Here is a 26,088-nt window from a genome sequence, read left to right on the forward strand (position 1 = left end):
AATTAGATAAAGTGCAAGAAGTGCAGTAGCGGCAATACAAATAAAAGACTATCAAATCGATCTAAAATACCACCGTGTCCTGGTAATAATCGGCCGGAATCTTTCACGCCATAGTGACGTTTAATGGCTGATTCAACTAAATCGCCCATTTGCCCAAAAATTGAAGCGATTACAGAAATGGCGATTAATGAAATCCATGAAGAAGAGATTGGGTAGATTATTTGCATAATACATGCAAACACTACAGCGGTAAGTACTCCTCCTACAAATCCTTCAACTGTTTTATTCGGTGAAATTTCAGGCCATAATTTTTTCTTCCCGAATTTTCTACCAATAAAATATGCTCCTGAATCAGTCGACCAAACAATGAGTAAAGCAAAAATCAGGAATTCTAAACCTCCATTACGCGTTTCGATTAGATAATGGAAGCCTGCCCCTACATATAACGTACTAAGTAAAATAAATCCTACATCATCGAATGTAAAATGATTTTTAACGAGAACTGAATAGATTAACAGGAGGATTGCGCCAATTATTAAAAAATCCAATTTCGAATAAATTGTATATTCTAGTAAATCCTCTGTTACTGATTCTGGCAACAATAAGCTAAATGTAATCAGAACCCCGAGAATGCCTGGTATTGAAAATATTCGTATCTGCTTCATCTTTAAGAGTTCGTATATTGCAACTGCCCCGAGTGCATATACCAATAACGTAAAGGGCTGTTTGCCTAACAGCAGAAATAGTATAAATAATGCCCCTGCAACAACCCCCGTTATAATTCTTTGCTTCAATGTAATTATTCTCCTTTCAGTCCACCAAAACGCCTGTTGCGTCGTTGATAGGCTTCTATAGCTTCCATGAAGGTTTCTTTGTTGAAATCTGGCCATAGGATATCTGTAAACCAAAACTCAGTATATGCGAGTTGCCATAGCATAAAGTTGCTTAGGCGGACTTCGCCGCTTGTACGAATAAGTAAATCAGGCTCTGGAAGTTTTGATGTTAATAGATATTGATCAATCATTTGTTCATCCACATCATCCAAAGTCAGTTTTCCTTGATTCACTTCTTTCATTATGTCCTTCATTGCACTAACTATTTCAGCGCGACTTCCATAATTCATAGCAAAATTTAAAATAAGCCCTGTATTATCTTTGGTTTTTTCCATTGCTTCATTTAAAGCCGTTTTAGTATTAGAAGGCAGTCCTTCCTTATCACCGATCATTTCAACTCGAATATTTCGTTCCATTAACTCTGGCATAAAGGAGTTTAAGAACATTTGAGGAAGGCTCATTAAATAGTCCACCTCTGATTTTGGTCTTTTCCAGTTTTCTGTCGAGAATGCATAGAGCGTTAATACTTTAATACCTATGTCATCGGCTAGGCGAGCAACTTTACGTACAGTTTGCATCCCTTCATGATGCCCAGCAATTCTTGGCATTGCTCTTTTTTTCGCCCAACGTCCGTTGCCATCCATAATGATTGCGATATGGGAAGGTAAACATTCATTATTAACAAGAGATTCTTTAACCTCCAAAGAGTGCTTTCCTTTACTTGACTTACTAAATAGTTTTTTTAACATCAGCAATTCCCCCACCTGACAACTTTTTGGACGTTTTTCTTCTTCAAGATACGATCCCAATCTTCTTAGGTATATGAAAAAAATCGATTTTCCCATAATTTAGCTATAACCGTATTTTTATAATCATATCAAAAACAAATGATTGTGTCTTACGTTCTATCGTATAATTCCTAATATTTTTCATTTCGCTTATGAGCATTATGTATTAGTACATGTACAATTATTTATCATTCTACAAAATTCATTTTCATAATGTCAGTGACTATCTATACATTGAAAAAAGACGTCCCAATTAATAGGACGCCCTACTCTTGAATTAGTTCATCATTCATTTAGCTTTACAAAAGTTTTGCAAATGATAAATATAAACACAACTCAAGCACGTTTCTTATACAGACAAGATTTCTTTTTCTTTATCTTTTGCTAATTGGTCAACTTTAACAATGTAATCATCTGTTAATTTTTGAATGTCATCTGTAAATCCGCGTAAATCATCTTCTGTGATGTCGCCGCTTTTCTCTAATTTCTTCAAATCATCGTTAGCATCACGGCGTACGTTACGGACTGCTACTTTTGCGCTTTCCGCTTCTTTGTTTACAACTTTTACAAGCTCTTTGCGACGTTCTTCCGTTAAAGCTGGAATTGTTAAACGAATTACATTTCCATCGTTTGTCGGAGTGATTCCGATATCTGATTTCATAATCGCTTTTTCAATTTCACCCAAGATTGATCTGTCATAAGGTTGAATCACTAAAAGTCGCGCTTCAGGCACAGAAATACCAGCTAATTGATTCACAGGTGTTGGAGCACCGTAATAATCAACTGAAATTCTGTCTAAAAGTGACGCATTTGCACGTCCTGCACGAATTGAAGCTAATTCGCGAGAAAATGCAGAAATTGATTTGTCCATTCTTTCTTTTGCTTGTGCTAATACTTGTTTAGGCATTAAAAGTTCCTCCTAACAACTGTACCGATTTTATCACCGAGTACTGCTCGTTTAATATTTCCTTTATTCATAATAGAGAATACTATTAATGGGATATCGTTGTCCATACATAAAGTGGAAGCAGTTGAATCCATTACCTGTAATCCTTGTTGAATTACGTCTAAATATGTGAGTGTGTCATATTTAACAGCAGTTGAATCAGTTTTCGGATCAGCAGAGTATACACCATCTACATTATTTTTTGCCATTAAAATTGCATCTGCATCAATTTCCGCAGCACGTAGAGCAGCAGTCGTATCTGTAGAGAAGAATGGGTTACCTGTACCGGCCGCAAAAATTACAACACGTTTCTTTTCAAGATGACGCACTGCTTTTCGACGTATGTACGGCTCTGCTACTTGTGTCATAACAATAGAAGATTGAACACGTGTTTCAATTTCTAACTTTTCAAGAGCATCTTGAAGTGCCAATGAATTCATAACTGTAGCTAGCATTCCCATGTAATCGGCAGAGGCACGGTCCATGCCCATTTCGCTACCTATTTTTCCACGCCAGATGTTTCCGCCGCCTACTACTACAGCAACTTCTACACCAAGCTCTACTACTTCTTTAATATCTTCAGCAACTGACTTTATAATTTTTGGCGATAAACCGTAACCAGCTTCTCCTGCTAATGCCTCACCGCTAATTTTAATAACAACTCGTTCATATTGTGGCACACTCATAGTAAACCTCCGTAATTCATTTTTATACTACTAAAACATTACTAACTATTGTATTAGTTTTTTTGTCCAGCTGCGATTGCCCAGCCCCTCGAGGTCGATTCGACTCCTTCTTTGCGTGTGCAAACACACTTGTCAGGATCCTCCAACGATTGTCGGGGCTTTACGGGCATTCTTCGCTTTTCTTCCTTGAAAAATAGGGAACACTGATTTGTGTCCCCTAATTATACTTATTATTTAAATTAGTTACCTTTAACTTGGTTCATAACTTCTTCAGCGAAGTTATCTTCACGTTTTTCGATACCTTCACCAACAGCGAAGCGTACGAATGAAGTAACGTTACCACCTGTTGATTTTACGAAATCACGTACTTTTTGATCAGAGTTTTTAACGAAAGTTTGATCAAGTAAGCAAACATCTTCGAAGAATTTACCAAGGCGACCTTCTACCATTTTAGCAACGATATTTTCTGGTTTACCTTCGTTTAGAGCTTGTTCAGTTAACACTTTACGTTCACGGTCAACTTCTTCTTCAGAAACTTCGTCACGTGATACATATTGAGGATTGATAGCAGCGATGTGCATAGCTACATCTTTAGCTGCAGACTCATCAGTAGAACCTTCAAGAACTACTAATACTCCAATACGTCCACCCATGTGCAGGTAAGAACCGAAAGCATCTGCGTCAGTTTTAGTTTTAACTTCGAAACGGCGAAGAGTGATTTTTTCTCCGATTGTAGCAACAGCTGTTGAAATTAAGTCAGCAACTTTAACACCTTCTGCATTTGTAAGCTCTAATGCAGCTTCTACTGATTCTGGTTTTGCAGCTAAAATTAACTGAGCTAATTCAGAAACAAGTACTTGGAATTTTTCATTTTTTGCTACGAAGTCAGTTTCAGCGTTAACTTCTAAGATTACAGCTTCGTTTCCTTCAGATAGGATATAAGTTGTCCCCTCTGCAGCGATACGGTCAGCTTTTTTAGCAGCTGAAGAAAGACCTTTTTCACGTAAGAAGTCAACAGCAGCGTCGATATCACCATTTGTTTCTACTAGAGCTTTTTTACAATCCATCATACCTGCGCCAGTTTTTTCGCGAAGTTCTTTTACTAATTGTGCAGTAATTGCCATTTGAAGTTTCCTCCTTGAGTTCTCAATTATTTAATTTTTTAGTATGTCTTTAGAAAGAATAAAGTATCATTAGATATAATGTCCAGTTCCGGCGGTTAGCTCTTCTGAAACTTCAACTTCCTCCCACGCATGCAAGCATGCTCGTCGAAAGTCTCCAGTTTCTGTCAGAGCTGGGCGAACCGCCTCCACTTTTCTTCTTGTCCAGTTCCGGCGGTTAGCTCTTCTGAAACTTCAACTTCCTCCCACGCATGCAAGCATGCTCGTCGAAAGTCTCCAGTTTCTGTCAGAGCTGGGCGAACCGCCTCAGCTTTTCTTCTTGTCCAGCTTCGGGTGCTAGCTCCTCGACAACTTCAAAATTGCCTTCAAGGGCAAAAAGCGTCCTTTTGTCAATTTTTCCAGTTGTTGTCGGAGCTGAACAGCACCCTCACCTTTTCCTCTTAAAAAAAGGTGATAAGAGGGTTCATCCACTTATCACCTTTTAATCATCAGAAAACTGACTACTTGAGCCAAGTTTTCTAATAGTGAATTACTCAGCAGCTACTACTTCTTCAGCTGGAGCTTCAGATTCACCTTGTTTAGACTCGATTAGAGCATCAGCCATTTTAGCAGTTAATAATTTAACAGCGCGGATAGCGTCATCGTTAGCAGGGATTACGTAGTCGATTTCATCTGGATCACAGTTTGTATCAACAATCCCTACGATAGGAATATTTAATTTACGAGCTTCAGCAACAGCGATACGCTCTTTACGTGGGTCAACCACGAACATAACGTCTGGAATGCCAGCCATATCACGGATACCGCCTAGGAATTTAACAAGACGCTCGTGTTCTTTTTTAAGTTGGATAACTTCTTTTTTAGGAAGAACTTCGAAAGTACCGTCTTCTTCCATTTTTTCGATTGCTTTCATACGAGCAACACGTTTTTGGATTGTACCGAAGTTAGTTAAAGTACCACCTAACCAACGTTGGTTGATGTAGTAGTTTCCAGAACGTTCAGCTTCGTCTTTGATTGCTTCTTGAGCTTGTTTTTTAGTACCTACGAAAAGTACTTTACCGCCATCTTGGCCAACTTGGCGCATGAAGTCGTAAGCTTCTTCTAATTTTTTAACCGTTTTTTGTAGATCGATAATGTAGATACCGTTACGTTCAACAAAAATGTATTTTTTCATTTTTGGGTTCCAACGGCGAGTTTGGTGACCGAAATGTACACCAGCTTCAAGTAATTGTTTCATTGAAATTACTGACATGTGTGTTTCCTCCTAATATTTTGGTTTTTTCCCTCCGCATTTTTCATCTATAACAAGCAACTTTTTATTCAAAAAGCACCACTTACTACATCAAAATGCGTGTGTAATTAACACCAATTGATAATATATCACACTAACTTTTATCATGCAACAATTTTATGCATGGAACTTAATTAACAGTTCGATTTCTGTTTTCCCTTTTTGCATTATTTTCGCAATTTCATCAACCGTTTTTCCATGACTATGAAGGTTTAAAACCTTTTGTTCAAAGGAAGGTAGAGTCGAAATATCTTTTCCCCTTGCTTCAACTTGTTGTAAAGGTGGAATTTCACTTGCTAATCTTTGTTGTTTATAGGCATCTGTTGCCATTTTTTTAGGAACAATCACTTTCGGTGCATTGTTTTCTACTGGATCTAATTTTCTTGAAGATTGTTCTTGGATTTCTCCAGACCTTGCCTGTGCATCATCCAAATTAATCATTGCCATTTTTTGTTTTTTTATTTCTTTATTACTGAACTCATTTTGTTTTATAGATGAAAGCTCACTAATGAGACGATCATTTTCTTCCTTCATTTCTACTAGATATAAGCTGATAGCGTCATCCATTTCTCTGATTAGCTGATCTTGTCGTATTTCTAGATTTTTAAATTTTGATATTCTTGTATTTAAAATAACGATGAAGTAGAAACAAATGAGCTGCGAAATAACCAATATGATAACCAGACTTACGACCATACCGTTCTCCTATCCACTAAAATCAATAAAATTACCTTTGAAAGGATGTTGTGCTTCCTTTTCGTCTTTTTCTTGGTGTCTTTCTTTTGATAAATTCTCTTCGTGCTCTTTTTGCTGTTGATTATGATCAGTAATTTTCTCTGTTTCTTCCGTGTCGCTAACTTGCAGTTGTTTTTTCTTAATCTCTTTTTTTAACGCTTCATGTGCATCTACTTGCTGCCCAATAACATTTTGATGATGCTGATCTGCCAGTTTACCCGCATCAAAGGTCTTCGGAATGGCAATCTGAAGTTCAAGCGCTTTTAAACTCAATACTTCTCACCTCAACTTTTAATCCATTAGCTTAACATTTCATTTGAAAGGAGCTTTCTTAATTTGAATAGTGCTTTAGAATGGATTTGCGATATTCTTGAAGTCGATAAACTGAGCATTTCACCAATTTCAGTCAATGTCAATTCCTCAGTATAAAATAAGCTTAAAACAAGTTGTTCCTTCTCGCTTAAGTTTTTAATATTTTCGGAAAGGTCATTGATTAATTCCAAGTGTATAGCTTCTTGCTCAGGAGTTTTTGTTCGATCATCTCTAATAACAAAAGCCTTACCTTCTGCTTCTTCCTGATCTTGTTGTTCATTAATAGACAACACACTAGAGAAAAAATGTTCTTGTACCGTTTGATAAACCTCTTCAACGGATAATTCCATATGCTGAGCTAGCTCATCTGGCGTAACACTACGCATTAACTGTTGCTCCAACTTTTCTATTTGCACTTCCATCTTCTTTGCTTTTTCTCGTGCTGAGCGAGGAAGCCAATCTTCTTTCCTTAACCCATCTATAATAGCTCCTCGGACACGGAAGGAAGCATATGTATCAAATTTTAAATCTCTATTTATATCAAATTTATTAAGTGCATCAAATAGTCCCATCATTCCTAGACTCATTAAATCATCACGTGATACATTTTTAGGCACACTCGCACCAATTCGCTGTACATGGTAGGACACTAAGGATTGATATTTTTTTATAAGCATGTTGCCTGCATCTGGATCTCGGTCATTGATCCAGCAATTCCAGAGAGTTTGTTCATTATCTGCTTGAAGCTGTACCATACATCCACCTCACACTAAAAATCGTTTATTTGGATAAGCAATCATCTTGCCTTTGCTTTGATCCTGCTCAATCCATCTGTCATCTGCCTCTAACTTATAAGGTATATTGCAGTTCATTCATGAAACAAACAACAATATAAGACTTTATTCCTATCTATATCAAATTCATTTGCATTATCAATAACGACTTCTTCATTTTACATTAGGTATTTTTTACTTGCTATTTGGGAATTCAGTGTACGTTCCTTACTATTCAATATTATATCAAATGATAATAAAAAAGCACACATTTCTATTAAACTAAATTTTTTTCCTATCTGATATAGCTATTCTACCCAACAAAAAAAGAGCCGTTTTTCGACTCTTTTCATATTAATTAGCCTCTATGGAACTAGGTTTTTAGCCTTAAATAATTATTTTTTAGCAGAATCATCCTGAAGCATCATCGTTTGAACCACTTTTGCAATTTCTTCTGAACTTTGATCAGTAAATTCCACGGTAGAATGACGAACTCCAGAATCGGAAGCACCACTCATACGACCTTCCAGTTGCTCACGTAGTTGTTCATTTTCTATGTCCAAACTAGTAAATAACTCATCATCCGGAGTATAAAGTACATAGCCCAAAAATAAGCGAATACCATACATGAAAAGAAATGAAACTGCTGCGGCAATCGAAGAGCTTACTAGACTATTAAACGGAATAGAAGAATCCGATAATGTACTAAAAAAATAGATTGAAAAACCGATGAGAGCAGCCCAAAAGTTGTAAAATATTGATCCAAACATTATATTTCATTCACTCCCTGGTTTACTGTACGAATACTCAATTGACAAGTGACAGGGTTAAATTCAATGGTTCTCCCACTACTGCCACCCGTATCTTCAGCGATCAGTGGTATGCCGTTTTTATTAAGCTCCTTTTTCACCGCTTCTACGTTTCGCGGCCCGATTCGCATTGAATCATTGTCAGATGAAAATTTGAACATTTGTGCACCACCAGCAATTTTAGCTTTTAAGCGTAATGGTTGAACCCCAGCTAATCTTAGTTTTTGAATGAGTGCATTTATGCCAGTATTAGCAAATTTCGCTTCATTTATTGTTTCTGTTCTCGCTAAACTTGAGTCAGGCAACATAATGTGAACTAATCCAGCTATATTTTTTGTTTCATCGTATAATACTACACCTACACAGGAACCTAATCCTGAAGTACGAATGGTATCCGGCATTTTAACTATATCCAATTGTGCAATTCCAACTTTAATGACTTGCGTTGTACGTGACTGAATCATATTATGCAACACCCAAAGCCTTAAAAATATTCGCGAAAGAATCAGGATCTGGTAGTAAGAAGAAATGCCCATGAACTTCATTACGATTATCGAAACCTTCTTCAAAAATGGATGTATTAATGACAATCACCTGATCACTAACCTCTGAAATTTCGATTAGTCCGGTACTAATGATGGCGCCAAACATATCAACGCTTAATCCAGGTACAGTTGGATATAGCTTCATTCCAGTAAAATCTGACAAGGCCGATAAGTAAGAACCGGAAAGGATATTTCCTAATTCTTGCATTGCGGATACTCCGAGTTCTGTAGGTTTCCCATCACTAAAGCTAAATTGGTCATCGCCGATCAAACTTTGTATAAATCGGTTCGCCTGTTTGATTGGCAAGATAAAAAACATGCTGCCTTCAGAATCCCCTTCAATACGAAGAAAGATTCCTACAACAACCGTTTCAGCTCCCCCAGCGAGTTCCATCATGTCATTAAATGAAACCATTTCAACCTTGGGGACATGCATATCAATTTTCCTGGTTAACAAACTGGAAAGTGCTGTCGCAGCATGGGCAGCACCTATATTTCCAATCTCTTTTAGGACGTCTAAATGCAATGATGTAATCTTCTGAATTTCGCTCATAATTTAAAGATCCCTACTTTTTGAAAGAATGACCAAAACGAATCTAAGGATTTAACACTTTGTCCAGATGCAATAATATTAATAAACGATTCTCTAATTTTGCCACACCAGATATAAAATCTTCTTCATTCGATCCAACTACTTCCGGTTGTGCTTCAATAGCAGTTACCGGAATATCAATCACATCATTTGCAGAGTCAACGATAAAGCCGACTTCCATTTCTTCCAGTGTGATTATAATAATTCTCGTTGTCTCTTCATTATTTGATACTGGTATCCCGAAGCGTTCACGTAAATCAATTAGTGGTGTTACGACTCCGCGTAAATTAATAACACCCTTAACAAAGCTTGTCGTTTTTGGCACACGCGTAATATGCATTAGTTTTTCGATACCTTGTACATTTGATACCGGAATGGCATATTCTTTATCGGCAAGTTGAAAAACAATTACTTTCAAATACTCTTGTTCTACAGCAGTCATAAACTACACCTCTTTCATTCCATTCATTACTTCATTAAAGCATTGCAATCCACAATTAAAGCAACTTTTCCATTTCCTAAAATCGTAGCTCCAGAAATCGCAAAGATGTTTGTTAAGTAATTACCCAATGATTTCAATACAATTTCTTGTTGACCAATAAATGTATCAACTACTAAGCCAGCAAGCTTGTCACCCTTACGTACAATGACAACTGAGTGATATTCATCTTCCGCTTGCTCAGTTCTTGGTACATCAAAGATTTCGTCCAAGAAGATAAGTGGAACTACTTTACCTCGGAAATCAATTACTTTTTGATTATGTGCATTGAGAATATCGCTATTTTTAATAATTGATGTTTCAATAATGGATGATAAAGGGATAGCATAGGTTTCTTGTTCAATTTCAACTAACATTACGGAGATAATGGATAGTGTCAATGGAAGTTGGATAGAGAAGATAGACCCTACACCTTCTGTTGATTCTATTGAAATATTCCCACCTAATGATTCAATTGTTGTTTTCACAACATCAAGACCTACTCCACGTCCTGAAATATCTGAAATAACTTCTGCTGTTGAGAAGCCAGATGCTAAAATCAGCTCATTGATTTGTTTATCGGACATTGAAAGTACAGATTCTTTTGTGACAATCCCTTTAGAGATCGCTTTTTTCAGTACTCTTTCACGATTAATACCTGCACCATCGTCTTCAATTTCAATAAATACATAGTTACCACTGTGATATGCACGCAATGTGACATTTCCTTCTTCAGGTTTACCATTTGCACGACGTATTTCTGGACTTTCAATACCATGGTCAACTGAATTACGAATTAAATGAACAAGAGGGTCTCCAATTTCATCAATTACTGTACGATCCAACTCGGTTTCAGCACCAATGATTTCTAGATTAATCTTCTTCTTTAAATCACGGGATAAAGTACGGACCATTTTAGGGAAACGGTTAAATACTGTTTCAATTGGAATCATACGCATTGTTAATACAATATTTTGCAAGTCTCCCATCGTTCGACTCATACGTTCCACTGTTTCATTCAGCTCTGAATGATTCACTTCTGTTGCAATCGATTGAAGTCGCCCTCTATCGATTACTAATTCTTCAAATAAATTCATTAAAATATCTAATCGCTCGATACTTACACGGATTGTTTTACTAGCCGCATGTTTTGCTCCAGAAGTTTTTTGAGTTGTTTCTTCTTTTTTCACTTCTACTGCTGAAACAACCGTCACTTCTTCAGTTACTGGTTCAACAACTGGTTCTGATTCGACACCTGCTGATTGAATAAATAACTCTTTCGATAATTGTGTAATCGTAACTCTTTCAACCTCAGAAACTTTTAGAATTTTACTGCGCAATTCTTCAGCATCCGTTTGAGAAATTAAAGCCACTTTGAAGTCTTGGTCAAATTGTTCATCTTCAAGTTTGTCTACTGTTGGTGAAGATTTCACAACATCTCCATTTTTTTCTAAGATATCAAAAACCATATAGACACGTGCAGCCTTTAAAAGACAACTATCATTAAGCGTCACGGCAATTTCAAAAGCATTAAACCCTTGCTCTGTAGATTGAAGCAAGACTGTTTTTTCAAAATCGTCATATTCTAGTTGAGGGGCGTTCTCTAAAATTGCTGTCGTGGCTGCAACCTCTGCAGCTGCAGTTTCGCGCAAGTCGATGCCTGCTGTTTCTTGTTGAATTGGTTCAGCAGACTCAATGCGTTTTAATTTCTCCACTGTTAGAGAAACATCTTTTTTTCCATCGCCACCATCCGCTATATCCATAACCATTTCTTCTAAATGATCCACGGATTCAAAAACTACATCCAAAATTTCTGCATTCACCTGAATTTTTTCGTTACGAATGGCATCCAGTACATTTTCCATTTTATGAGTTAAATCTGCTAGATCCTCATATCCCATTGTTGCAGACATACCTTTTAATGTATGTGCTGAACGGAATATTTCATTTACAATCGCCAAGTCAGTTGGATTTTTTTCAAGTTCTAGCAAATTGTCGCTGCATGCTTGTAAATGTTCTTTACTTTCTTCAATGAACATTTCTAAATATTGATTAAGTTCCACTAGAAAGCACTCCTTTTAGGGCAAATATTTCATAATTGCTTCGGCAATATTGTCAACGTCTACAACTTCATTGACAAGCTGTGTTTCTACAGCTGCTTTTGGCATTCCGTAGACAATGCACGTTTTTTCTGCTTCGGCAATCGCCATTATATTTCCATTTTGTTTTAAATCAATAAGACCTTTTGTCCCATCAGATCCCATTCCAGTCATAATGACTGCTACTTTATCAAATTCTTTAATTTTACTTACACTTTCAAACATGACATCTACACTTGGACGATGCCCTGATCTTGGAGGCTCTGTTTGATCTAAAACGATTTCATAGGAAGCTCCACGCTTCTCTAGCTTCAAGTGATAACCGCCTGGGGCTATATAGGCTACCCCGTTTTGTAATCTATCTCCTTGTTCAGCTTCTTTCACCTGTAATTGGCTCAATTGATTTAACCGATCCGCAAGAGATTTAGTAAAACCAGCGGGCATATGTTGAACTATTAGGATAGGTGCTTTTATCGTACCTGGCAGTTTACTTATGACCTCTTGTAAAGCTCGAGGTCCCCCAGTGGATGTACCGATTAATACAATCTTTTTTGTTGCTTGATTCCAGCGAGTCTTATTAAACAAATTATTTTTCTCAGTATGAGAGACTTGAGTATACTGATTTTTGTTAAAAGGTCTTTCTTCAGTTAAGGTACTGTTTTTCGAGACTTGCATTGGTACTATATTAGGTTTTTTTAACTTAGTTATAGAGACATGTGCAGCATGCTCCACTTTATGTACTAATTCTTCTTTGATTTTGTGTAAATCCAGCGAAATTGTCCCACTTGGCTTTGCAACAAAGTCAACTGCACCGTTTTCCATCGCGATCAGTGCATTTTCTGCTCCTTGAAGTGTCGTACTGGACAGCATGATCACAGGAACTGGATATAGGTTCATAATTTCCTTTAATGCATCCAAACCATTTAGCTCCGGCATCTCGACATCCATTGTTACAACATCTGGTTGCAGACTTTGTACTTTCTTAATCGCATCTTTTCCATTTCGGGCAGTGCCAACAACTTCCACTCTCGGGTTGTCTACAAAAAAGTCACTAATCAGCTTTCTCATAAAAGCAGAGTCATCTACCACTAAAAGTTTGCTTTTACTTGAGAATTCCAATTAATCACGCCCTTTCGAAAAAATGCTTCTTAGTTTGGATAAAAACGTACTTTGCTTATAACGACCATGAACTTCAACTTGGTTGCGCTCCACAAATTGCTGAACCATTACTTTCAAGGTTTTCGATATATTACTGTCTGGATAGGCGATTGAAAATGGTACTTGCTCACGAACAGCTTTTCTTACCACAGGATCTTCCGGTAATGATCCTAGAATGATTACATCTTTTTTTAGAAAGTGATTCATCGTACTTTCCAATCGATTTAATGTATCTTGTCCTTCTTCTTTTGAATAAGCTCGATTACATAATAAGTAGATTGTTTTATTTTGGTCTCTTACATGAATATACTTCATCATGGAATAGGCATCTGTTATGGCTGTTGGCTCTTCTGTTGTAATGACAATAATTTCATCAATAGCGCTTATTAAGTCCAATGACCAGTTCGTAGCACCAGCCCCCATATCAAAAAGGATATAGTCAAAAGTCTTTTGTAATTGTTCAAATGCATAAAATAGTGCATCGATCATATCTTCAGACCATTCCATCACAGACGACATGCCTGAACCACCCGAAATGTATTTTAGGTTATGTGGACCCTCATAAATCACTTCATCTAATGAGGCTTCACCAAGTAAATAATGCTTCAAATTGAACTGAGCCGTTTTTCCTATTAGGATATTAACATTTCCCATCCCAATATCCATATCTAAAACAACGACTTTCTTCCCTAATTGCGTAAGGTTAATGGCAAAATTCGTAGAAAAATTGCTTTTGCCGACTCCACCTTTTCCACTCACAATTGCTATTGATCTCCCTAAAGCACCTTGACTTTCCAGCATCTTCATTCTTAAGTTTTCAGCTTGGTCTCTCATTAAAATTCTCCTTGAAAGAACAGTTCAAGTACTGCATCCAAATTTGCTTCTTCAATATCTTCTGGTACTTCTTGTCCATTCGTATAGTAAGCAAGTCCTTTATTATATTTAATCATTAAATTATACATAGTGCCAATAGAATTTGTTTCATCAATTTTTGTAAAGATATATTTACCTATTGGAATTTCACTAAATTGTTGAATTATCGATTCCATATCCTGTTCTTTTGCAGTTAATGCCAATACTAAATACGATTCTACTTCTTCATCGAAGTTAATCATTTGCATAAGGTCATCTACATATTTAGCTTCTTTGTAATTACGACCGGCAGTATCGATAAAAACTAAATCTAAATGTGCAAAATTTTCAATCGCTTTCTTATAATCATTCGCGTTATAGACTATTTCTACAGGCGCTTGTAAAAGATTCGCATAGGTTTTTAACTGTTCAATTGCTGCTATTCGATACGTATCTGTTGTAATAAATCCAACTTTTTTCTTTTTTTCTAATACAGATCTTGCGGCCATTTTTGCAATTGTTGTCGTTTTCCCCACTCCTGTAGGGCCAAAAACATTAATATATTTCTTCTCATAGGAAAGTCCACCCATAGGTAGGTCCTGCAACAATTTCCGCAGCACCGTCTTCGTTATTTCCTTCAGCTCTTCCTTAGTTAAAGGAGCTTCCTTTTGTTTTTGATGCACAAAAAGCTCATCACTTATTGCCGTGATGAGCTCTTCACTAAGTTCTTGACGCTTCAAGAAGTCAATATAAGGCAAGAAATTCTCTGGCAATTCTGATTGAATTGTATGCTTTTGCATTGATTTCATCATCAACTTCAAGTCAGCAATTTCACTTTTCAACTCATTTGATAATGTTTCGTCAATATGTAATTTCAGCTGTTCTTCAGGTTCATTATATTGAATTGTGTTTGTTTGTAAATCTGGGAGACGTGGAGACATCGTTTTTGTCTCCACTTGGTCAACGCCGGCAAGTACTTCAAAATTCTTTTGTTTTATTAGACCGAACAGCTTTTTTGTAACGATTACTTTAGAATTAATAATAACAGCATCTTCACCTAATTCTGCTCGAACTAGTTTCATCGCTTCTGAAATCGAAGGTGCTGTATATTTTTTCATTTTCATTCTACATTCACCACTCCAACACTTTGAATTTCAACATTTGCATCCAATTCGTTATAGGACAAAATAGGGATTTGTGAGAAGTATCTCTCAGTTAATTGTCTTAAATACATTCGTATTCCCGGTGAACATAGAATAATTGGAGATTGTTCCATAAAGGATACTTTCTCTACTTCCTTTGCAATTGCCTCTAATACGTTTTGTGAATCTTGAGGATTCATTGCTAAATAGTTCCCGTGATCTGTTTGCTGGATACTATCGGCAATAAGCTTCTCTAATTTGGCTGGAATCGTAATTACTTTTAGACTAGTTCCACCTGAAACATATTGGGAAGTAATTTGTCTTGCTAAGCCTTGACGCACGTATTCTGCTAGAACATCTGTATCACTTGTCAATTTCGCATAATCCGCTAATGTTTCGAAGATAATAGGCAAATTACGTATTGAAACATTCTCTTTTAAAAGTTTTGCCAAGACTTTTTGAATTTCACCAATGGATAAAGGTGTAGGAGTTAATTCTTCCACTAGAATTGGGTAATTTTCTCGTAGATGGTCAATTAATTGTTTTGTTTCCTGACGACCAAGTAGATCATGCGCATTGGCACGGATAATTTCTGTCAAGTGAGTTGAAACGACGCTTGGTGGATCAACCACGGTATACCCCAGCATCTCCGCATCTTCTTTTACTTTTTCTGTAATCCATTTTGCAGGCAACCCAAAGGAAGGTTCGATTGTATCAATTCCTTCTATTGAATCGTCATCTCCTGGACTCATCGATAGGTAGTGATCGAGAAGAAGCTCTCCTCTTGCCATTTCATTACCCTTTACTTTGATACGGTACTCATTAGGTTGTAATTGAATATTATCGCGAATTCGGACCACTGGAATAACAACCCCAAGTTCCAGAGCCAATTGTCTTCGAATCATTACAACGCGATCTAATAAATCTCCACCTTGACTGGCATCAACTAATGGAATTAACCCATAACCAAACTCAAATTCGATAGGGTCTACATTCAAAAGATTGACAACATTCTCAGGACTTTTCATCGTATCAGCTGCCACTTCTTCTTCAATCTCAAGTAATTCCTCGGGATTTTCTGCTATCTTTTGTCTGCTATTAATCATGTATGCTCCACCAATTAATACAGCAGCAATCGGCATTGTAATCCATTCAGGAAGCGGGGTAAATAACCCTAATAAGAGAATTGTTCCACCTGCAATGTAAAGTAATTTTGATTGTGCAAACAATTGATTGGCAATATCTTCGCCTAGGTTCCCCTCAGATGCTGCACGTGTTACAACGATACCTGTTGCTGTTGATACAAGCAATGCAGGAATTTGTGATACTAATCCATCCCCAACTGTAAGTGTTGAGAAGTGGGTTGCAGCATCGGCCATTGTATAACCAAGCTGAAGCATTCCAATAACAATACCAAAAAGCAAGTTGATAAAAACTATGATAATCGAAGCAATGGCATCACCCTTTACGAATTTAGTCGCCCCGTCCATAGCTCCATAAAAATCTGATTCACTTGATACTTTTTCGCGTCGTTCTCTTGCTTCTTTTTCCGAGATCATCCCAGCATTCAAATCAGCATCTATACTCATTTGTTTCCCGGGCATTGCATCTAATGTGAAACGAGCAGCCACTTCAGCTACACGTTCCGAACCTTTTGTAATAACTATGAAGTTAATAATAACTAATAACATGAAAATTACTAAACCGACTAAAATATTCCCGCCAGTTACAAATTCACCAAATGTATGAACAACATCACCAGCATCACCCTGCGCCAAGATTGCACGAGTGGTAGATATACTTAACCCCAGCCGGAATAATGTCAATAACAAAATGACTGAAGGGAAAATGGCGAAATCTAATGCTTCCTTCATATTCATCGCCACTAACAACACCAATAATGACAATGTGATATTAATAATGATTAAAAAGCTTAATAACCATGTCGGCAGAGGGATTATGAGCATCGCTACAATCATAATTACTGCAGCTAAAACACCTAGGTCACGAATTTTCATGTTTTTCCCTCCTACTATGGTCTAAATTTTACGCTTTATACGATATACATACGCTAAAATTTCTGCTATCGCTTTAAAAAACTCTTCCGGTACCTGTTGACCGATTTCCACTTGATCGTACATCGCACGGGCCAACGGGCGATTTTCCACCATCACAACGTCATTCTCTTTGGCAATCAATTTAATCTTTTGCGCCACATAGTCTGTTCCTTTTGCAACAACCTTGGGGGCTTCCATATTTTGATCATCATATTTCAGGGCAATGGCATAGTGTGTTGGATTGGTAATGACCACATCCGCATTCGGTATTTCCTGCATCATTCTACGCATGGCCATTTCCCTTTGACGTTGCTTAATTTTCGATTTGATTTTCGGGTCACCTTCAGCATTTTTGTATTCATCTTTAATGTCTTGTTTGGACATTTTCAATTGTTTTTCATACTCATATTTTTCATATATGTAATCGATCAGCGCAATAACAACAAGGGTTAATGAAGCTGCTATTCCCATTAACCCTGTTAGTTTTGCTACTGTAGTTAATGTATCCCAAGGACTTTGAAATGATAAAGACAAAACTTCCTCCAGGTTCATCCACACAATGACGACTGTTACAGTTCCAATAAATGATATTTTCAATAAAGATTTAATTAAGTTTACAATTGCTCGAACAGAGATAATTTTTTTAATCCCTTTAATGGGATCCATCTTTTTTAAATCTAATTTCATAGGTTCCATCGTAAAAAGAAACCCGAACTGCATAAAGTTTGCTGCTATACCGGCAACAACAGCAATTGCCATAAACGGCAAAATAATAAGTGCCATTTCTTTTAAAGAATCCGTATACATTTGCATTACTGTATCGGCTGTAACTGTTTCAATCAGGATATTTTTTTCAAAGGCCTGATGTAAAAAGCCAAATATACCTTCAATCATCATTGGTCCAGTAAAATACAAAAATAAAAACAATAACAATAGAACAATTGCAGCCGTTACATCCTGACTTTTTAATACTTGTCCTTTTTTTCTGGCATCCTGTCTCTTTTTCGGTGTTGCTTTTTCTGTTTTATCCCCGGCAAAAAACTGTAAATCTAATGGGAGTAGTAGCTTCAAGCTTTATGCACCACCTAACAATTGCATGAAATCTCGCATTGAAAGTATCATCATTTCTATTACTTTTTCCATTACTTCAATCATTACACCCATCGAAATAATCAAAACAAGGAACCCGACAGCTATCTTTATAGGGAAACCAACAACAAATATATTGAGCTGAGGTACAGTTTTCGCTGTAATACCCAAAGCCATGGTAACTAAAAATAATGTAGCAACAACCGGTGCCGACATTTGAAAAGCAATGACAAAGACTGAGCTAAAGGTTTTAATAACAAACTCTATCGTATTGTCGTCTCCGAAATTAGGAAAAACCTGATCGATGGGCAAAAATTGATAACTATAATAGATTCCATCTAGAATGAGATGATGGCCATTGATTGCCAACAATACAAATAGGATTAAAAAGTTAAAAAACTGACCCATTAAAGGGGTCTGCGTACCTGTTTGCGGGTCAATCACATTTGCCATTGCAAAACCCATTTCAAAGTCAATAAATCCACCTGCTATTTGAACAGCGGTCATAATCATATAGGCAACAAGACCTATTGAAACGCCGACGATTGCTTCTTTTAAGACAAGTAATATGTAATTCCCGTCAATCGGAATCGCTTCTATATCAAATGTGTAATACATCATCCATGCAAAAATAACAGACAAAGCAATTCGTAATTGAGGGGGAATTCTACTGTATGAAAAAAAAGGGACTGATACAAAAAAAGCAGAAACTCTGACTATTATTAATAATAAAACGGAAATTTCAGGAATGATGTCTGTCATTTCATCACCCTATATACCTTGTCAGATTATCTAAAATGTCAGTAACATAGGTAGTCATCTGCGAAATCATCCATGGACCAAAAAAGATAATTCCCACTAAAACGGCAACTATTTTCGGTACAAATGCTAAAGTTTGCTCTTGAATTGACGTGGTTGCTTGAAAGATACTTACAAGTAAACCCACTATAAGAGCGATTAGCAGCAGAGGTCCTGAAACAATGAGGACAATCCATATCGCTCTTTCTGCAATTGCAATGACCATTTCCTGCGTCATTTATATCATCCCCTAAAAACTTTGAAGTAAAGATTTTATTACTAAGTACCATCCGTCTACTAAGATAAATAATAAGATTTTAAATGGCAGTGAAATCATAACTGGCGGAAGCATCATCATCCCCATGGACATAAGGACACTGGCTACAACCATATCAATTACCAAGAATGGAATAAAAATCATAAATCCAATTTGAAATGCTGTTTTTATTTCACTTAAGGCAAAAGCTGGAACAAGCATAGTTAATGGAATTTCTTCCACCGAAGCTGGTCTTTCTGCTTGATTGTACTCTAAGAAAAGCTCTAAATCCTTTTGTCTTGTATGCTGTGCCATAAATTCCTTAAAAGGTAAAGCAGCACGATCATACGCCTCCTCCAAGCCGATTTCTTCATTAAATAATGGCTGAAGCGCTTGTTCATTCACTTCTTGGAATGTTGGAGCCATGATGAAGAATGTCAAAAATAAAGCTAATCCAATAAGTACTTGGTTTGGCGGAGATGTATTTGTGGCTAAAGCTGTTCTTGTAAAGGAAAGCACAATCATAATACGTGCAAAGGATGTCATCAAAATTAAAATACTAGGCGCTAAAGATAAAACCGTTAATAATAGAAGTAATTGCACAGAAGTTGAAACATTGGTCGGATCATTTTCAGAAAAGAGTGAGATAAAATCTTCCATTATTTATCCTTCTCCTTTTCCTTCCATTTATCCAATTCACTTTTACGTGTTTTTGTCAGTTCTGTAAGTCGTTTATTGAACATTTCGCCAAAGTTTTGATTAGTTTGTTTAACTTCTGTTTCATCCTGTGAAGTATTGCCTCTGAATTTTTTAACTAACTCCAATATATAGGGTGTTGTGCTGCCTGCAATCGTTTGTTTATCATTATACATTTCTAGTAACCGTTCTACTTCTTCTGGATCATTGATTTCTCTAATAAGTTGAACATCATCTCCAACACCGACAATATACAATTTATCGCCGATATGAAGCAATTGAACGGATTTTTGAGCACCAACGGATATGCCGCCAATATTCCGTACAACACTATTTTGTTGATAGTTTGCACTTTTTTTATTTAAAAATTTAAGAACAAATAGTAAAAGTGCTAGTACGAATACTAGGGAAAATAACATTTTCATGTAATCCCAAATACCTAAACCCACGTCTGTCGAAGTTGAATTCTCTTCTTCGACAGACGTGTCTGTATCTTCACAGCCTTCTGCTTCAGGATTTTGCCAACAATCTTTAACTGATTGATTCCCCTGTGCTGCATGGGCAAAATTCGTTGGTGCCAGAAAAGTTAGTGCGATTACGATTGCAATACATAGCCGAACAATTGCAAAACGTTTTCCGTTCATTTTATCAACCTAATGCTTTTTGAATTGCTTCAATTACACGATCAGCCTGGAATGGTTTTACGATAAAATCTTTTGCTCCAGCTTGGATAGCATCGATTACCATCGCTTGTTGTCCCATAGCAGAACACATGATGACTGTAGCATTTGGGTGTGTTGATTTAATCGCTTTTAAAGCAGCTATTCCGTCCATTTCAGGCATCGTAATATCCATTGTGACTAAATCAGGGTTTAATTCGTTATACTTTTCAACAGCTTGAAGTCCATCAGCAGCTTCTCCAACTACTTCATAACCGTTTTTAGTTAAAATATCTTTAATCATCATGCGCATGAATGCTGCATCGTCTACTATCAAAATCTTTTTAGACATGTAAATTCCCTCCAATTAATCCTATTTCAAATTGTTTAATCGTTCTGCTCGACTCATAATATCCGTAATACGTACACCAAAGTTTTCATCGATTACGACTACTTCGCCTTTTGCGATTAAACGGCTATTCACTAAAATATCAACCGGTTCACCAGCTAACTTGTCCAATTCGATAATGGATCCTGATGCTAGTTGTAAAATTTCTTTCACTGAATGTTTGGTACGTCCCAGTTCAACCGTTACCTGTAAAGGAATATCGAGCAGCATATTCAAATTACGAGCTTCATCTTGAGTAATCGGCGCACTTTCAAATGACGCAAACTGAGCTTGCTGAACATTTACAGGCTGCTGCGGTTGTTGATATGTAGGCATCGCATAGCTTGTTGGCATTTCTTGATAAGTGGTAGCAGCTTGCTGTTGGTAGACAGGTGGCTGCTGGTAAACAGGTTGTTGCTGCATTGGTTGCTGTTGTACCGGTTGCTGCATTTGCTGCTGAACCGTTTGTTGTACCGGCTGTGCTGGTGCAGCGGGTTGTTGATTGACTACAGGCTGCTGTACTTCAACTTGGTTTGAAACTTCTTCTTCACCAAGTAATGATCTTACTAGTTTCTTTCCGAATTGAAGTGGGAATAATTGCATTAAATTTGAATCAATTAATGTTCCAATTTTAAGGCGGAATGAAACCTTCACCAATAAATCATCTTCAGGAATTCTATCTGTTCCTTCATTTTGCGAGATGTTCATTAAGTCAATGGAAGGTGGTGAAATATCTACTTTTTTATTAAATACTGTAGACATAGACGTAGCAGCTGAACCCATCATTTGGTTCATCGCTTCTTGAACAGCACTAAGTTGAATTTCACTTAAATCTGCACTTGGATTTAACCCATCTCCTCCAAGCATTAAGTCAGCAATAATTGCAGCATCTTCTTGTTTAATTACCAATAAATTCGCTCCGGATAAGCCAGTCGTATATTCCACTTGGACGGCTACATAAGGATGCGGAAATTCTTCTTCTAAAAGATTGCGGTTAAGAATCGAAACTACTGGTGTCGTAATATCTACTTTCTGACCCAGGAGTGTAGATAGTGCTGTTGCAGAGCTTCCAAATGAGATATTTCCTACTTCACCTAGGGCATCTTGTTCCATCGCGTCTAAATAATCTTCAACACGTAGTGGTTCGTTATTTGCAGAAGATTCAGATGCTAAGTCGTTAAGCTTATCGTCTAACGTTTCGCCCCTTAATAACGCTTCAATTTCTTCTTGGGAGAGCATACCATCACTCATCATCGTCTCCTCCTTCTAATGGTGCAATAATTTGGATTGCCATTTTTTTATTTCGTTTTCCTGGCTGTGCAATGAATTTCGGTATCGTACCTACTTTTAAAAGTAGCGGTTCCTCAATATTTTGGTCCAACTCAATCACATCACCAATATTCATATAAAGAAAATCTTCAATTGAAATATTGGTTGTACCGAGTTCTGCAATTAATGGTAATTCTGCTTGCTTCACTCGTTTTTCTAGCATTTGTGCTTGTTCTGGTGAAGCTTCTTTTGTGTTTGATTGCATCCAATATTGAACAGATAAATTTTGAATTATTGGCTCTAATACAACATGCGGAATACAAATATTGATCATTCCTGTTGTTTCGCCAATTATTGTATTTAATGAAATAACGATGACTGTTTCATTCGGTGAAATCATTTGCAAAAATTGCGGATTCACTTCCAATTCTACTAAGATTGGGTCAATTTCGGCGATTGTATCCCAGGCTTCCCGTAAATTGTCGAAGGATCGTTCGAATAGATTCGTCATTATTTTCTGTTCAATCTCGGTTAAATTCGCCACATTACTATAGCTTGAACCACTGCCACCCATCAAACGATCTAGCATGGAGTACGCGATGTTCGGATTGATCTCCATTAAGATATTACCATCTAAAGGCGGCACTTCAAACACATTTATTAATGTCATATTAGGAATCGAACGAACAAACTCTTCAAAGGGTATTTGATCGACCGAAGCTACTGTAATTTGAACATAGGTTCTTAATTGTGCCGAGAAAAATGTTGTTAATAATCTTGCAAAGTTTTCATGTATTCGGGTCAAACTTCGGATTTGATCTTTTGAAAAACGAAGGGCACGTTTGAAGTCATATATCTTAACTTTTTTGGTTTCTTCTTCTTTTTTCATATCATCCGCTGACATTTCACCGGTTGAAATTGCAGAAAGTAGCGCATCAATTTCAGATTGGGATAATACATCTCCTGCCATTTGCCCACCTCCATTTCAAGATGTTTCGCATTTTTACTGTATGATGTAGGAGGTAATGTACACTTGTTGTATTTCTCCCTCTTGCATCAGTTCATTTAATTGTGATTTCAGTGTAGATTCAAAAGCTGTTTTACCTTCTTTCCCTTTTAAATCTTCTTCAGTCATTTCAGAAAGCTGAGTAATCACAAGATTTTTTGTTTGGAAATCACGTTTTGTTAACTCTTCTGCAGCTTCTTTACTACCTGTTTGTATTTTTAACGAAAGCATGATAATGCTATTATCAGCTAAATTCGTCGTGATTTCGGTTACATCAACAGAAGCTTCTATAATCTCATCTATTGACGGCTCATGTGTTTCGGTTGTTTGTTTATTAAATTGTGTTAATAGAACAAAAATTACAACCCCAATTAATGTAATGGACACTAATATGATAAGCATTACTGTTAATAATTTATTGTTTTTCATCGTCATCACCTCGTAAATGCGGGTTGGATAATACTTGGATACTTTTATAAAATTGAACTACCTTTTTTTGAACTTCTTCTTCGCTTTCCTTAACAATAAATTTCTTACCATTTGTTAATGTAATTGTTGTGTCCGGAAATGACTCTACTAATTCTATGTATAGCGCATTTAATGAAAAAGATTTACCATTTAATCGTGTTAATTCGATCATTGAAATGGGGCCGGGTCTATTATAGAAAGCCGGCCCGACCCTCCTTTACAATGAAATTAGTATGAAACTAATAGATTATCGTTTTAAGTTTACTAGCTCTTGCAAGATTTCATCCGATGTTGTAATAATACGAGAGTTCGCTTGGAAACCACGTTGCGCGACAATCATGTCTGTGAACTCTTCAGAAAGGTCAACGTTGGACATTTCTAGGAAACCTGATTGGACAGAGCCTTTACCTGCTGCTTGTGCTGTTACATCAGCATTAGGTTCCCCTGAAGCTGGTGATTCTACGTAATAGTTAGATCCTACTTTTTCTAATCCTTCGCTATTTGGAAACTTTGCTAAACTTATCTTCTGATTAGAAGTTAATGTTCCATCCGCAGCAACTATATTTACTGTACCATCTTGACCAATTGACATACTTTGAGAAGTAGTCGGGACATTAATTTTTGCTCCTGCAGTATCTAATAGATACATACCATCTGCTGTTACAATATCTCCTTCAGCATCCATATAAAAATTACCAGCTCTTGTATAAGATACATTACCTAAGTTGTCTCCTGGTGCAACACGGAAATAACCATCACCAGAAACTGCTAAGTCTAATACACGACCTGTAGTTTGTAGTGAACCTGTTGTCGAAATTGTATCAATTGCAGCAACTTGAGCCCCTAAACCAACTTGTTTCGCGTTAACTCCACCACGAGTATCTGAAGGAGCAGTAGCCCCTGCAGTTGTTTGTGAAATTAAATCCTTAAATACCACTCGCCCTTTTTTGAATCCGTATGTATTTACATTTGAAATGTTGTTCCCGATTACATCAAGCTTCGTTTGGAAGTTTTTTAAACCAGAAATACCTGAATACATTGAACGTAACATTGTTAATCGTTCTCCTCTCGTTTATCCCGTTTATTTTTTATGTTCTTTGTGTTGCACTGCGTCTGTCAGTCAGCAGCACTTAGGCATCCATTTAAAGTCTTTTATTAGACTTCGTGTTGGTCCTGCCTTTTATAAGACGATTGTTCCATCGATATTTGTAAACAATTGATTTTTTGTTTCGGAGCGTTCCATCGCTGTTATAACCGTTTCATTTTTAGCACTTACGATTAATGCTGCTTGATCCATCAAGACTAGTGGTTGGTTCACACCCTTAGCACGTGCTTCCACTACTTTTTCTGACACACGTTGCCACTCTTGTTCAGTAATAGAGATATTTCTTTCTATTATTCTATCGTTTGCATGTTTACTAATCTTTAGCTGTTGGTTACTGGTAACTTCTTGTAAATGATTAATAAAAGATTGTTTGCCCTGAACAGGTGTTGTCGTTTTCTTTTGAGTCTGTATGGTAGGTTGTAATGGCAAGTGCTGGATGGAAATTCGATTCATGCTGATCACCAACCCTATTCACTTATTAATTCAAATTGATCCTTTTGCAAACGTGTTCCATTATTTAGAATATATTCTATTAAACTGCCATTCGTAGTTACTGATTCAATTTTTGCTGATAGCTCTTCCCCATCTAATTGGTAGCGAACCATTTGTCCAATTAAACTACTAGCTGTTACTAATGGATTTTCTGCAGCTTCGGAAGAACCGGATGCTGTTCCATTATTTAAAATCGATGAGATATGTCCCGGCGAGATCTCTTTTCCGTCTGCTAAAACGAAAACAGGTTCACCCTCTACAAATTTCAATTCATTAATGACACCCGTACCCTCATTAACAATATTTTTCCCGTCTTCCCCAACTTCTTCAGTTACCTCAAGCCATTTCACTTCTTTTCCTATAAATGATGTATAGGACATCAACTGCGTTTCATTTTGAGAAGCAAGTAAGTTTTGCATTGCAGTTGTCATATTTTGCATTTGTTCTAACGAAGAGAATTGAGCCATTTGGGAAATAAATTCTTTATCGTCCATCGGCTTCGTCGGATCCTGGTTTTGTAATTGGGTAATTAGGATGTTTAGAAATGCATCTTTTCCAAGGCTGGAGTTATCGCCGGTTTTACTGATTTTCGGTCCTTTTGTTGCAGCTAAATAATAATCATTTGAAATACCTGTCGTTGCCATT

31 protein-coding genes are annotated in these 26,088 nt (G+C 36.9%); all 31 read right to left on the reverse strand.

All coding sequences use genetic code 11. The features are described from left to right. Window positions 1-2: 2 nt before the first annotated feature. On the reverse strand, window positions 3-794 hold the full coding sequence (locus tag ACFQU5_RS05305; RefSeq protein WP_390285487.1) for a phosphatidate cytidylyltransferase: 792 nt from the start codon (window positions 792-794) through the stop codon (window positions 3-5). 5 nt (window positions 795-799) lie between these two features. Further along, window positions 800-1,582, reverse strand: a complete 783-nt coding sequence (uppS, locus tag ACFQU5_RS05310) for an undecaprenyl pyrophosphate synthase (RefSeq protein ID WP_390285489.1) — start codon at window positions 1,580-1,582, stop codon at window positions 800-802. A 388-nt stretch (window positions 1,583-1,970) separates the two neighbouring features. Then, window positions 1,971-2,528, reverse strand: coding sequence for a ribosome recycling factor (gene frr / locus ACFQU5_RS05315; protein ID WP_390285491.1), 558 nt, complete (start codon window positions 2,526-2,528; stop codon window positions 1,971-1,973). After that, entirely contained in the window at window positions 2,528-3,253 is a 726-nt protein-coding gene (gene pyrH / locus ACFQU5_RS05320; protein WP_036203065.1) for a UMP kinase, read from the reverse strand. The genes frr and pyrH overlap by 1 nt, the downstream gene beginning before the upstream one ends. Window positions 3,254-3,492: 239 nt before the next feature. Beyond that, on the reverse strand, window positions 3,493-4,377 hold the full coding sequence (gene tsf, locus ACFQU5_RS05325; RefSeq protein WP_390285493.1) for a translation elongation factor Ts: 885 nt from the start codon (window positions 4,375-4,377) through the stop codon (window positions 3,493-3,495). Between the two features lie 526 nt (window positions 4,378-4,903). After that, window positions 4,904-5,626: a 30S ribosomal protein S2 gene (rpsB, locus tag ACFQU5_RS05330; protein ID WP_282989872.1), complete on the reverse strand. Its 723-nt coding sequence runs from the start codon at window positions 5,624-5,626 to the stop codon at window positions 4,904-4,906. A gap of 156 nt (window positions 5,627-5,782) precedes the next feature. Beyond that, complete coding sequence (locus ACFQU5_RS05335; RefSeq protein WP_390285496.1) at window positions 5,783-6,361, reverse strand: hypothetical protein; 579 nt, start codon at window positions 6,359-6,361, stop codon at window positions 5,783-5,785. Between the two features lie 9 nt (window positions 6,362-6,370). Then, window positions 6,371-6,673 carry an RNA polymerase subunit sigma gene (locus ACFQU5_RS05340; protein WP_390285498.1) on the reverse strand — a complete coding sequence of 101 codons (303 nt, stop codon included), beginning with the start codon at window positions 6,671-6,673 and terminating at the stop codon, window positions 6,371-6,373. A gap of 26 nt (window positions 6,674-6,699) precedes the next feature. After that, window positions 6,700-7,467 carry a FliA/WhiG family RNA polymerase sigma factor gene (locus ACFQU5_RS05345; protein ID WP_390285500.1) on the reverse strand — a complete coding sequence of 256 codons (768 nt, stop codon included), beginning with the start codon at window positions 7,465-7,467 and terminating at the stop codon, window positions 6,700-6,702. A 413-nt stretch (window positions 7,468-7,880) separates the two neighbouring features. After that, the gene (locus ACFQU5_RS05350) at window positions 7,881-8,255 is read right to left on the reverse strand and encodes a hypothetical protein (RefSeq protein WP_390285502.1); all 375 of its coding nucleotides are present in this window, start codon (window positions 8,253-8,255) and stop codon (window positions 7,881-7,883) included. Next, window positions 8,255-8,758 (reverse strand): chemotaxis protein CheD, encoded by a 504-nt coding sequence (locus ACFQU5_RS05355; protein WP_390285504.1) that lies wholly within the window; start codon window positions 8,756-8,758, stop codon window positions 8,255-8,257. Before ACFQU5_RS05355 ends, ACFQU5_RS05350 begins: the two co-directional genes overlap by 1 nt. 1 nt (window position 8,759) lies before the next feature. Further along, on the reverse strand, window positions 8,760-9,392 hold the full coding sequence (locus ACFQU5_RS05360; RefSeq protein WP_390285506.1) for a chemotaxis protein CheC: 633 nt from the start codon (window positions 9,390-9,392) through the stop codon (window positions 8,760-8,762). A 43-nt stretch (window positions 9,393-9,435) separates the two neighbouring features. Then, the gene (locus ACFQU5_RS05365; RefSeq protein ID WP_390285508.1) at window positions 9,436-9,873 is read right to left on the reverse strand and encodes a chemotaxis protein CheW; all 438 of its coding nucleotides are present in this window, start codon (window positions 9,871-9,873) and stop codon (window positions 9,436-9,438) included. Window positions 9,874-9,899: 26 nt separating this feature from the next. Further along, the gene (locus ACFQU5_RS05370) at window positions 9,900-11,972 is read right to left on the reverse strand and encodes a chemotaxis protein CheW (RefSeq protein WP_390285510.1); all 2,073 of its coding nucleotides are present in this window, start codon (window positions 11,970-11,972) and stop codon (window positions 9,900-9,902) included. 15 nt (window positions 11,973-11,987) lie between these two features. Beyond that, a complete protein-coding gene (locus ACFQU5_RS05375) occupies window positions 11,988-13,127 on the reverse strand; it encodes a protein-glutamate methylesterase/protein-glutamine glutaminase (RefSeq protein WP_390285512.1) in 1,140 nt (379 codons plus the stop codon). Beyond that, a complete protein-coding gene (locus ACFQU5_RS05380) occupies window positions 13,128-14,000 on the reverse strand; it encodes a MinD/ParA family protein (protein ID WP_390285514.1) in 873 nt (290 codons plus the stop codon). Continuing rightward, on the reverse strand, window positions 14,000-15,142 hold the full coding sequence (gene flhF / locus ACFQU5_RS05385; protein WP_390285516.1) for a flagellar biosynthesis GTPase FlhF: 1,143 nt from the start codon (window positions 15,140-15,142) through the stop codon (window positions 14,000-14,002). Before flhF ends, ACFQU5_RS05380 begins: the two co-directional genes overlap by 1 nt. Continuing rightward, complete coding sequence (gene flhA / locus ACFQU5_RS05390) at window positions 15,139-17,178, reverse strand: flagellar biosynthesis protein FlhA (RefSeq protein WP_390285518.1); 2,040 nt, start codon at window positions 17,176-17,178, stop codon at window positions 15,139-15,141. Before flhA ends, flhF begins: the two co-directional genes overlap by 4 nt. A gap of 21 nt (window positions 17,179-17,199) precedes the next feature. After that, window positions 17,200-18,288 carry a flagellar biosynthesis protein FlhB gene (flhB, locus tag ACFQU5_RS05395; protein ID WP_390285520.1) on the reverse strand — a complete coding sequence of 363 codons (1,089 nt, stop codon included), beginning with the start codon at window positions 18,286-18,288 and terminating at the stop codon, window positions 17,200-17,202. 3 nt (window positions 18,289-18,291) lie between these two features. Continuing rightward, window positions 18,292-19,068 carry a flagellar biosynthetic protein FliR gene (fliR, locus tag ACFQU5_RS05400; protein ID WP_390285522.1) on the reverse strand — a complete coding sequence of 259 codons (777 nt, stop codon included), beginning with the start codon at window positions 19,066-19,068 and terminating at the stop codon, window positions 18,292-18,294. A 4-nt stretch (window positions 19,069-19,072) separates the two neighbouring features. After that, window positions 19,073-19,342, reverse strand: coding sequence for a flagellar biosynthesis protein FliQ (fliQ, locus tag ACFQU5_RS05405; protein ID WP_390285524.1), 270 nt, complete (start codon window positions 19,340-19,342; stop codon window positions 19,073-19,075). Between the two features lie 12 nt (window positions 19,343-19,354). Further along, window positions 19,355-20,020: a flagellar type III secretion system pore protein FliP gene (gene fliP / locus ACFQU5_RS05410; protein WP_390285526.1), complete on the reverse strand. Its 666-nt coding sequence runs from the start codon at window positions 20,018-20,020 to the stop codon at window positions 19,355-19,357. Then, the gene (locus tag ACFQU5_RS05415) at window positions 20,020-20,700 is read right to left on the reverse strand and encodes a flagellar biosynthetic protein FliO (protein ID WP_390285528.1); all 681 of its coding nucleotides are present in this window, start codon (window positions 20,698-20,700) and stop codon (window positions 20,020-20,022) included. The genes fliP and ACFQU5_RS05415 overlap by 1 nt, the downstream gene beginning before the upstream one ends. Window positions 20,701-20,704: 4 nt before the next feature. After that, complete coding sequence (locus ACFQU5_RS05420; protein WP_137728025.1) at window positions 20,705-21,067, reverse strand: response regulator; 363 nt, start codon at window positions 21,065-21,067, stop codon at window positions 20,705-20,707. Window positions 21,068-21,088: 21 nt separating this feature from the next. Continuing rightward, window positions 21,089-22,354: a flagellar motor switch phosphatase FliY gene (gene fliY, locus ACFQU5_RS05425; protein WP_390286519.1), complete on the reverse strand. Its 1,266-nt coding sequence runs from the start codon at window positions 22,352-22,354 to the stop codon at window positions 21,089-21,091. Then, window positions 22,347-23,342, reverse strand: a complete 996-nt coding sequence (fliM, locus tag ACFQU5_RS05430; RefSeq protein WP_390285530.1) for a flagellar motor switch protein FliM — start codon at window positions 23,340-23,342, stop codon at window positions 22,347-22,349. Before fliM ends, fliY begins: the two co-directional genes overlap by 8 nt. A 33-nt stretch (window positions 23,343-23,375) precedes the next feature. Then, complete coding sequence (gene fliL / locus ACFQU5_RS05435; protein ID WP_390285532.1) at window positions 23,376-23,807, reverse strand: flagellar basal body-associated protein FliL; 432 nt, start codon at window positions 23,805-23,807, stop codon at window positions 23,376-23,378. Then, window positions 23,794-24,018 (reverse strand): flagellar FlbD family protein, encoded by a 225-nt coding sequence (locus tag ACFQU5_RS05440; RefSeq protein WP_390285534.1) that lies wholly within the window; start codon window positions 24,016-24,018, stop codon window positions 23,794-23,796. Before ACFQU5_RS05440 ends, fliL begins: the two co-directional genes overlap by 14 nt. 75 nt (window positions 24,019-24,093) lie before the next feature. Then, the gene (gene flgG, locus ACFQU5_RS05445; RefSeq protein ID WP_390285536.1) at window positions 24,094-24,897 is read right to left on the reverse strand and encodes a flagellar basal body rod protein FlgG; all 804 of its coding nucleotides are present in this window, start codon (window positions 24,895-24,897) and stop codon (window positions 24,094-24,096) included. A gap of 129 nt (window positions 24,898-25,026) precedes the next feature. Beyond that, the gene (locus tag ACFQU5_RS05450; protein ID WP_390285538.1) at window positions 25,027-25,404 is read right to left on the reverse strand and encodes a TIGR02530 family flagellar biosynthesis protein; all 378 of its coding nucleotides are present in this window, start codon (window positions 25,402-25,404) and stop codon (window positions 25,027-25,029) included. Window positions 25,405-25,418: 14 nt separating this feature from the next. Beyond that, complete coding sequence (flgD, locus tag ACFQU5_RS05455; RefSeq protein WP_390285540.1) at window positions 25,419-26,087, reverse strand: flagellar hook assembly protein FlgD; 669 nt, start codon at window positions 26,085-26,087, stop codon at window positions 25,419-25,421. Window position 26,088: the final 1 nt, after the last annotated feature.

This window comes from Ureibacillus sp. GCM10028918, assembly GCF_042666115.1.
Taxonomy (GTDB): Bacteria; Bacillota; Bacilli; order Bacillales_A; family Planococcaceae; genus Ureibacillus.

Excerpts from the sequence above, each read along its gene's own strand:
- rpsB (WP_282989872.1), bottom strand. The coding sequence starts at position 5,626 with ATGTCAGTAATTTCAATGAAACAATTACTTGAAGCTGGTGTACATTTC.
- ACFQU5_RS05360 (WP_390285506.1), bottom strand. The coding sequence starts at position 9,392 with ATGAGCGAAATTCAGAAGATTACATCATTGCATTTAGACGTCCTAAAA.
- flgD (WP_390285540.1), bottom strand. The coding sequence starts at position 26,087 with ATGGCAACGACAGGTATTTCAAATGATTATTATTTAGCTGCAACAAAA.
- flhF (WP_390285516.1), bottom strand. The coding sequence starts at position 15,142 with ATGAAAATGAAAAAATATACAGCACCTTCGATTTCAGAAGCGATGAAA.
- fliQ (WP_390285524.1), bottom strand. The coding sequence starts at position 19,342 with ATGACGCAGGAAATGGTCATTGCAATTGCAGAAAGAGCGATATGGATT.
- flgG (WP_390285536.1), bottom strand. The coding sequence starts at position 24,897 with ATGTTACGTTCAATGTATTCAGGTATTTCTGGTTTAAAAAACTTCCAA.
- fliR (WP_390285522.1), bottom strand. The coding sequence starts at position 19,068 with ATGACAGACATCATTCCTGAAATTTCCGTTTTATTATTAATAATAGTC.
- ACFQU5_RS05380 (WP_390285514.1), bottom strand. The coding sequence starts at position 14,000 with ATGAGAGACCAAGCTGAAAACTTAAGAATGAAGATGCTGGAAAGTCAA.
- fliL (WP_390285532.1), bottom strand. The coding sequence starts at position 23,807 with ATGAAAAACAATAAATTATTAACAGTAATGCTTATCATATTAGTGTCC.
- ACFQU5_RS05450 (WP_390285538.1), bottom strand. The coding sequence starts at position 25,404 with ATGAATCGAATTTCCATCCAGCACTTGCCATTACAACCTACCATACAG.
- ACFQU5_RS05415 (WP_390285528.1), bottom strand. The coding sequence starts at position 20,700 with ATGAACGGAAAACGTTTTGCAATTGTTCGGCTATGTATTGCAATCGTA.
- fliM (WP_390285530.1), bottom strand. The coding sequence starts at position 23,342 with ATGGCAGGAGATGTATTATCCCAATCTGAAATTGATGCGCTACTTTCT.
- tsf (WP_390285493.1), bottom strand. The coding sequence starts at position 4,377 with ATGGCAATTACTGCACAATTAGTAAAAGAACTTCGCGAAAAAACTGGC.
- ACFQU5_RS05335 (WP_390285496.1), bottom strand. The coding sequence starts at position 6,361 with ATGGTCGTAAGTCTGGTTATCATATTGGTTATTTCGCAGCTCATTTGT.
- ACFQU5_RS05345 (WP_390285500.1), bottom strand. The coding sequence starts at position 7,467 with ATGGTACAGCTTCAAGCAGATAATGAACAAACTCTCTGGAATTGCTGG.
- fliY (WP_390286519.1), bottom strand. The coding sequence starts at position 22,354 with ATGAGTGATGGTATGCTCTCCCAAGAAGAAATTGAAGCGTTATTAAGG.
- frr (WP_390285491.1), bottom strand. The coding sequence starts at position 2,528 with ATGCCTAAACAAGTATTAGCACAAGCAAAAGAAAGAATGGACAAATCA.
- ACFQU5_RS05365 (WP_390285508.1), bottom strand. The coding sequence starts at position 9,873 with ATGACTGCTGTAGAACAAGAGTATTTGAAAGTAATTGTTTTTCAACTT.
- ACFQU5_RS05420 (WP_137728025.1), bottom strand. The coding sequence starts at position 21,067 with ATGTCTAAAAAGATTTTGATAGTAGACGATGCAGCATTCATGCGCATG.
- ACFQU5_RS05350 (WP_390285502.1), bottom strand. The coding sequence starts at position 8,255 with ATGTTTGGATCAATATTTTACAACTTTTGGGCTGCTCTCATCGGTTTT.
- flhA (WP_390285518.1), bottom strand. The coding sequence starts at position 17,178 with ATGAAAATTCGTGACCTAGGTGTTTTAGCTGCAGTAATTATGATTGTA.
- ACFQU5_RS05440 (WP_390285534.1), bottom strand. The coding sequence starts at position 24,018 with ATGATCGAATTAACACGATTAAATGGTAAATCTTTTTCATTAAATGCG.
- fliP (WP_390285526.1), bottom strand. The coding sequence starts at position 20,020 with ATGGAAGATTTTATCTCACTCTTTTCTGAAAATGATCCGACCAATGTT.
- ACFQU5_RS05355 (WP_390285504.1), bottom strand. The coding sequence starts at position 8,758 with ATGATTCAGTCACGTACAACGCAAGTCATTAAAGTTGGAATTGCACAA.
- pyrH (WP_036203065.1), bottom strand. The coding sequence starts at position 3,253 with ATGAGTGTGCCACAATATGAACGAGTTGTTATTAAAATTAGCGGTGAG.
- uppS (WP_390285489.1), bottom strand. The coding sequence starts at position 1,582 with ATGTTAAAAAAACTATTTAGTAAGTCAAGTAAAGGAAAGCACTCTTTG.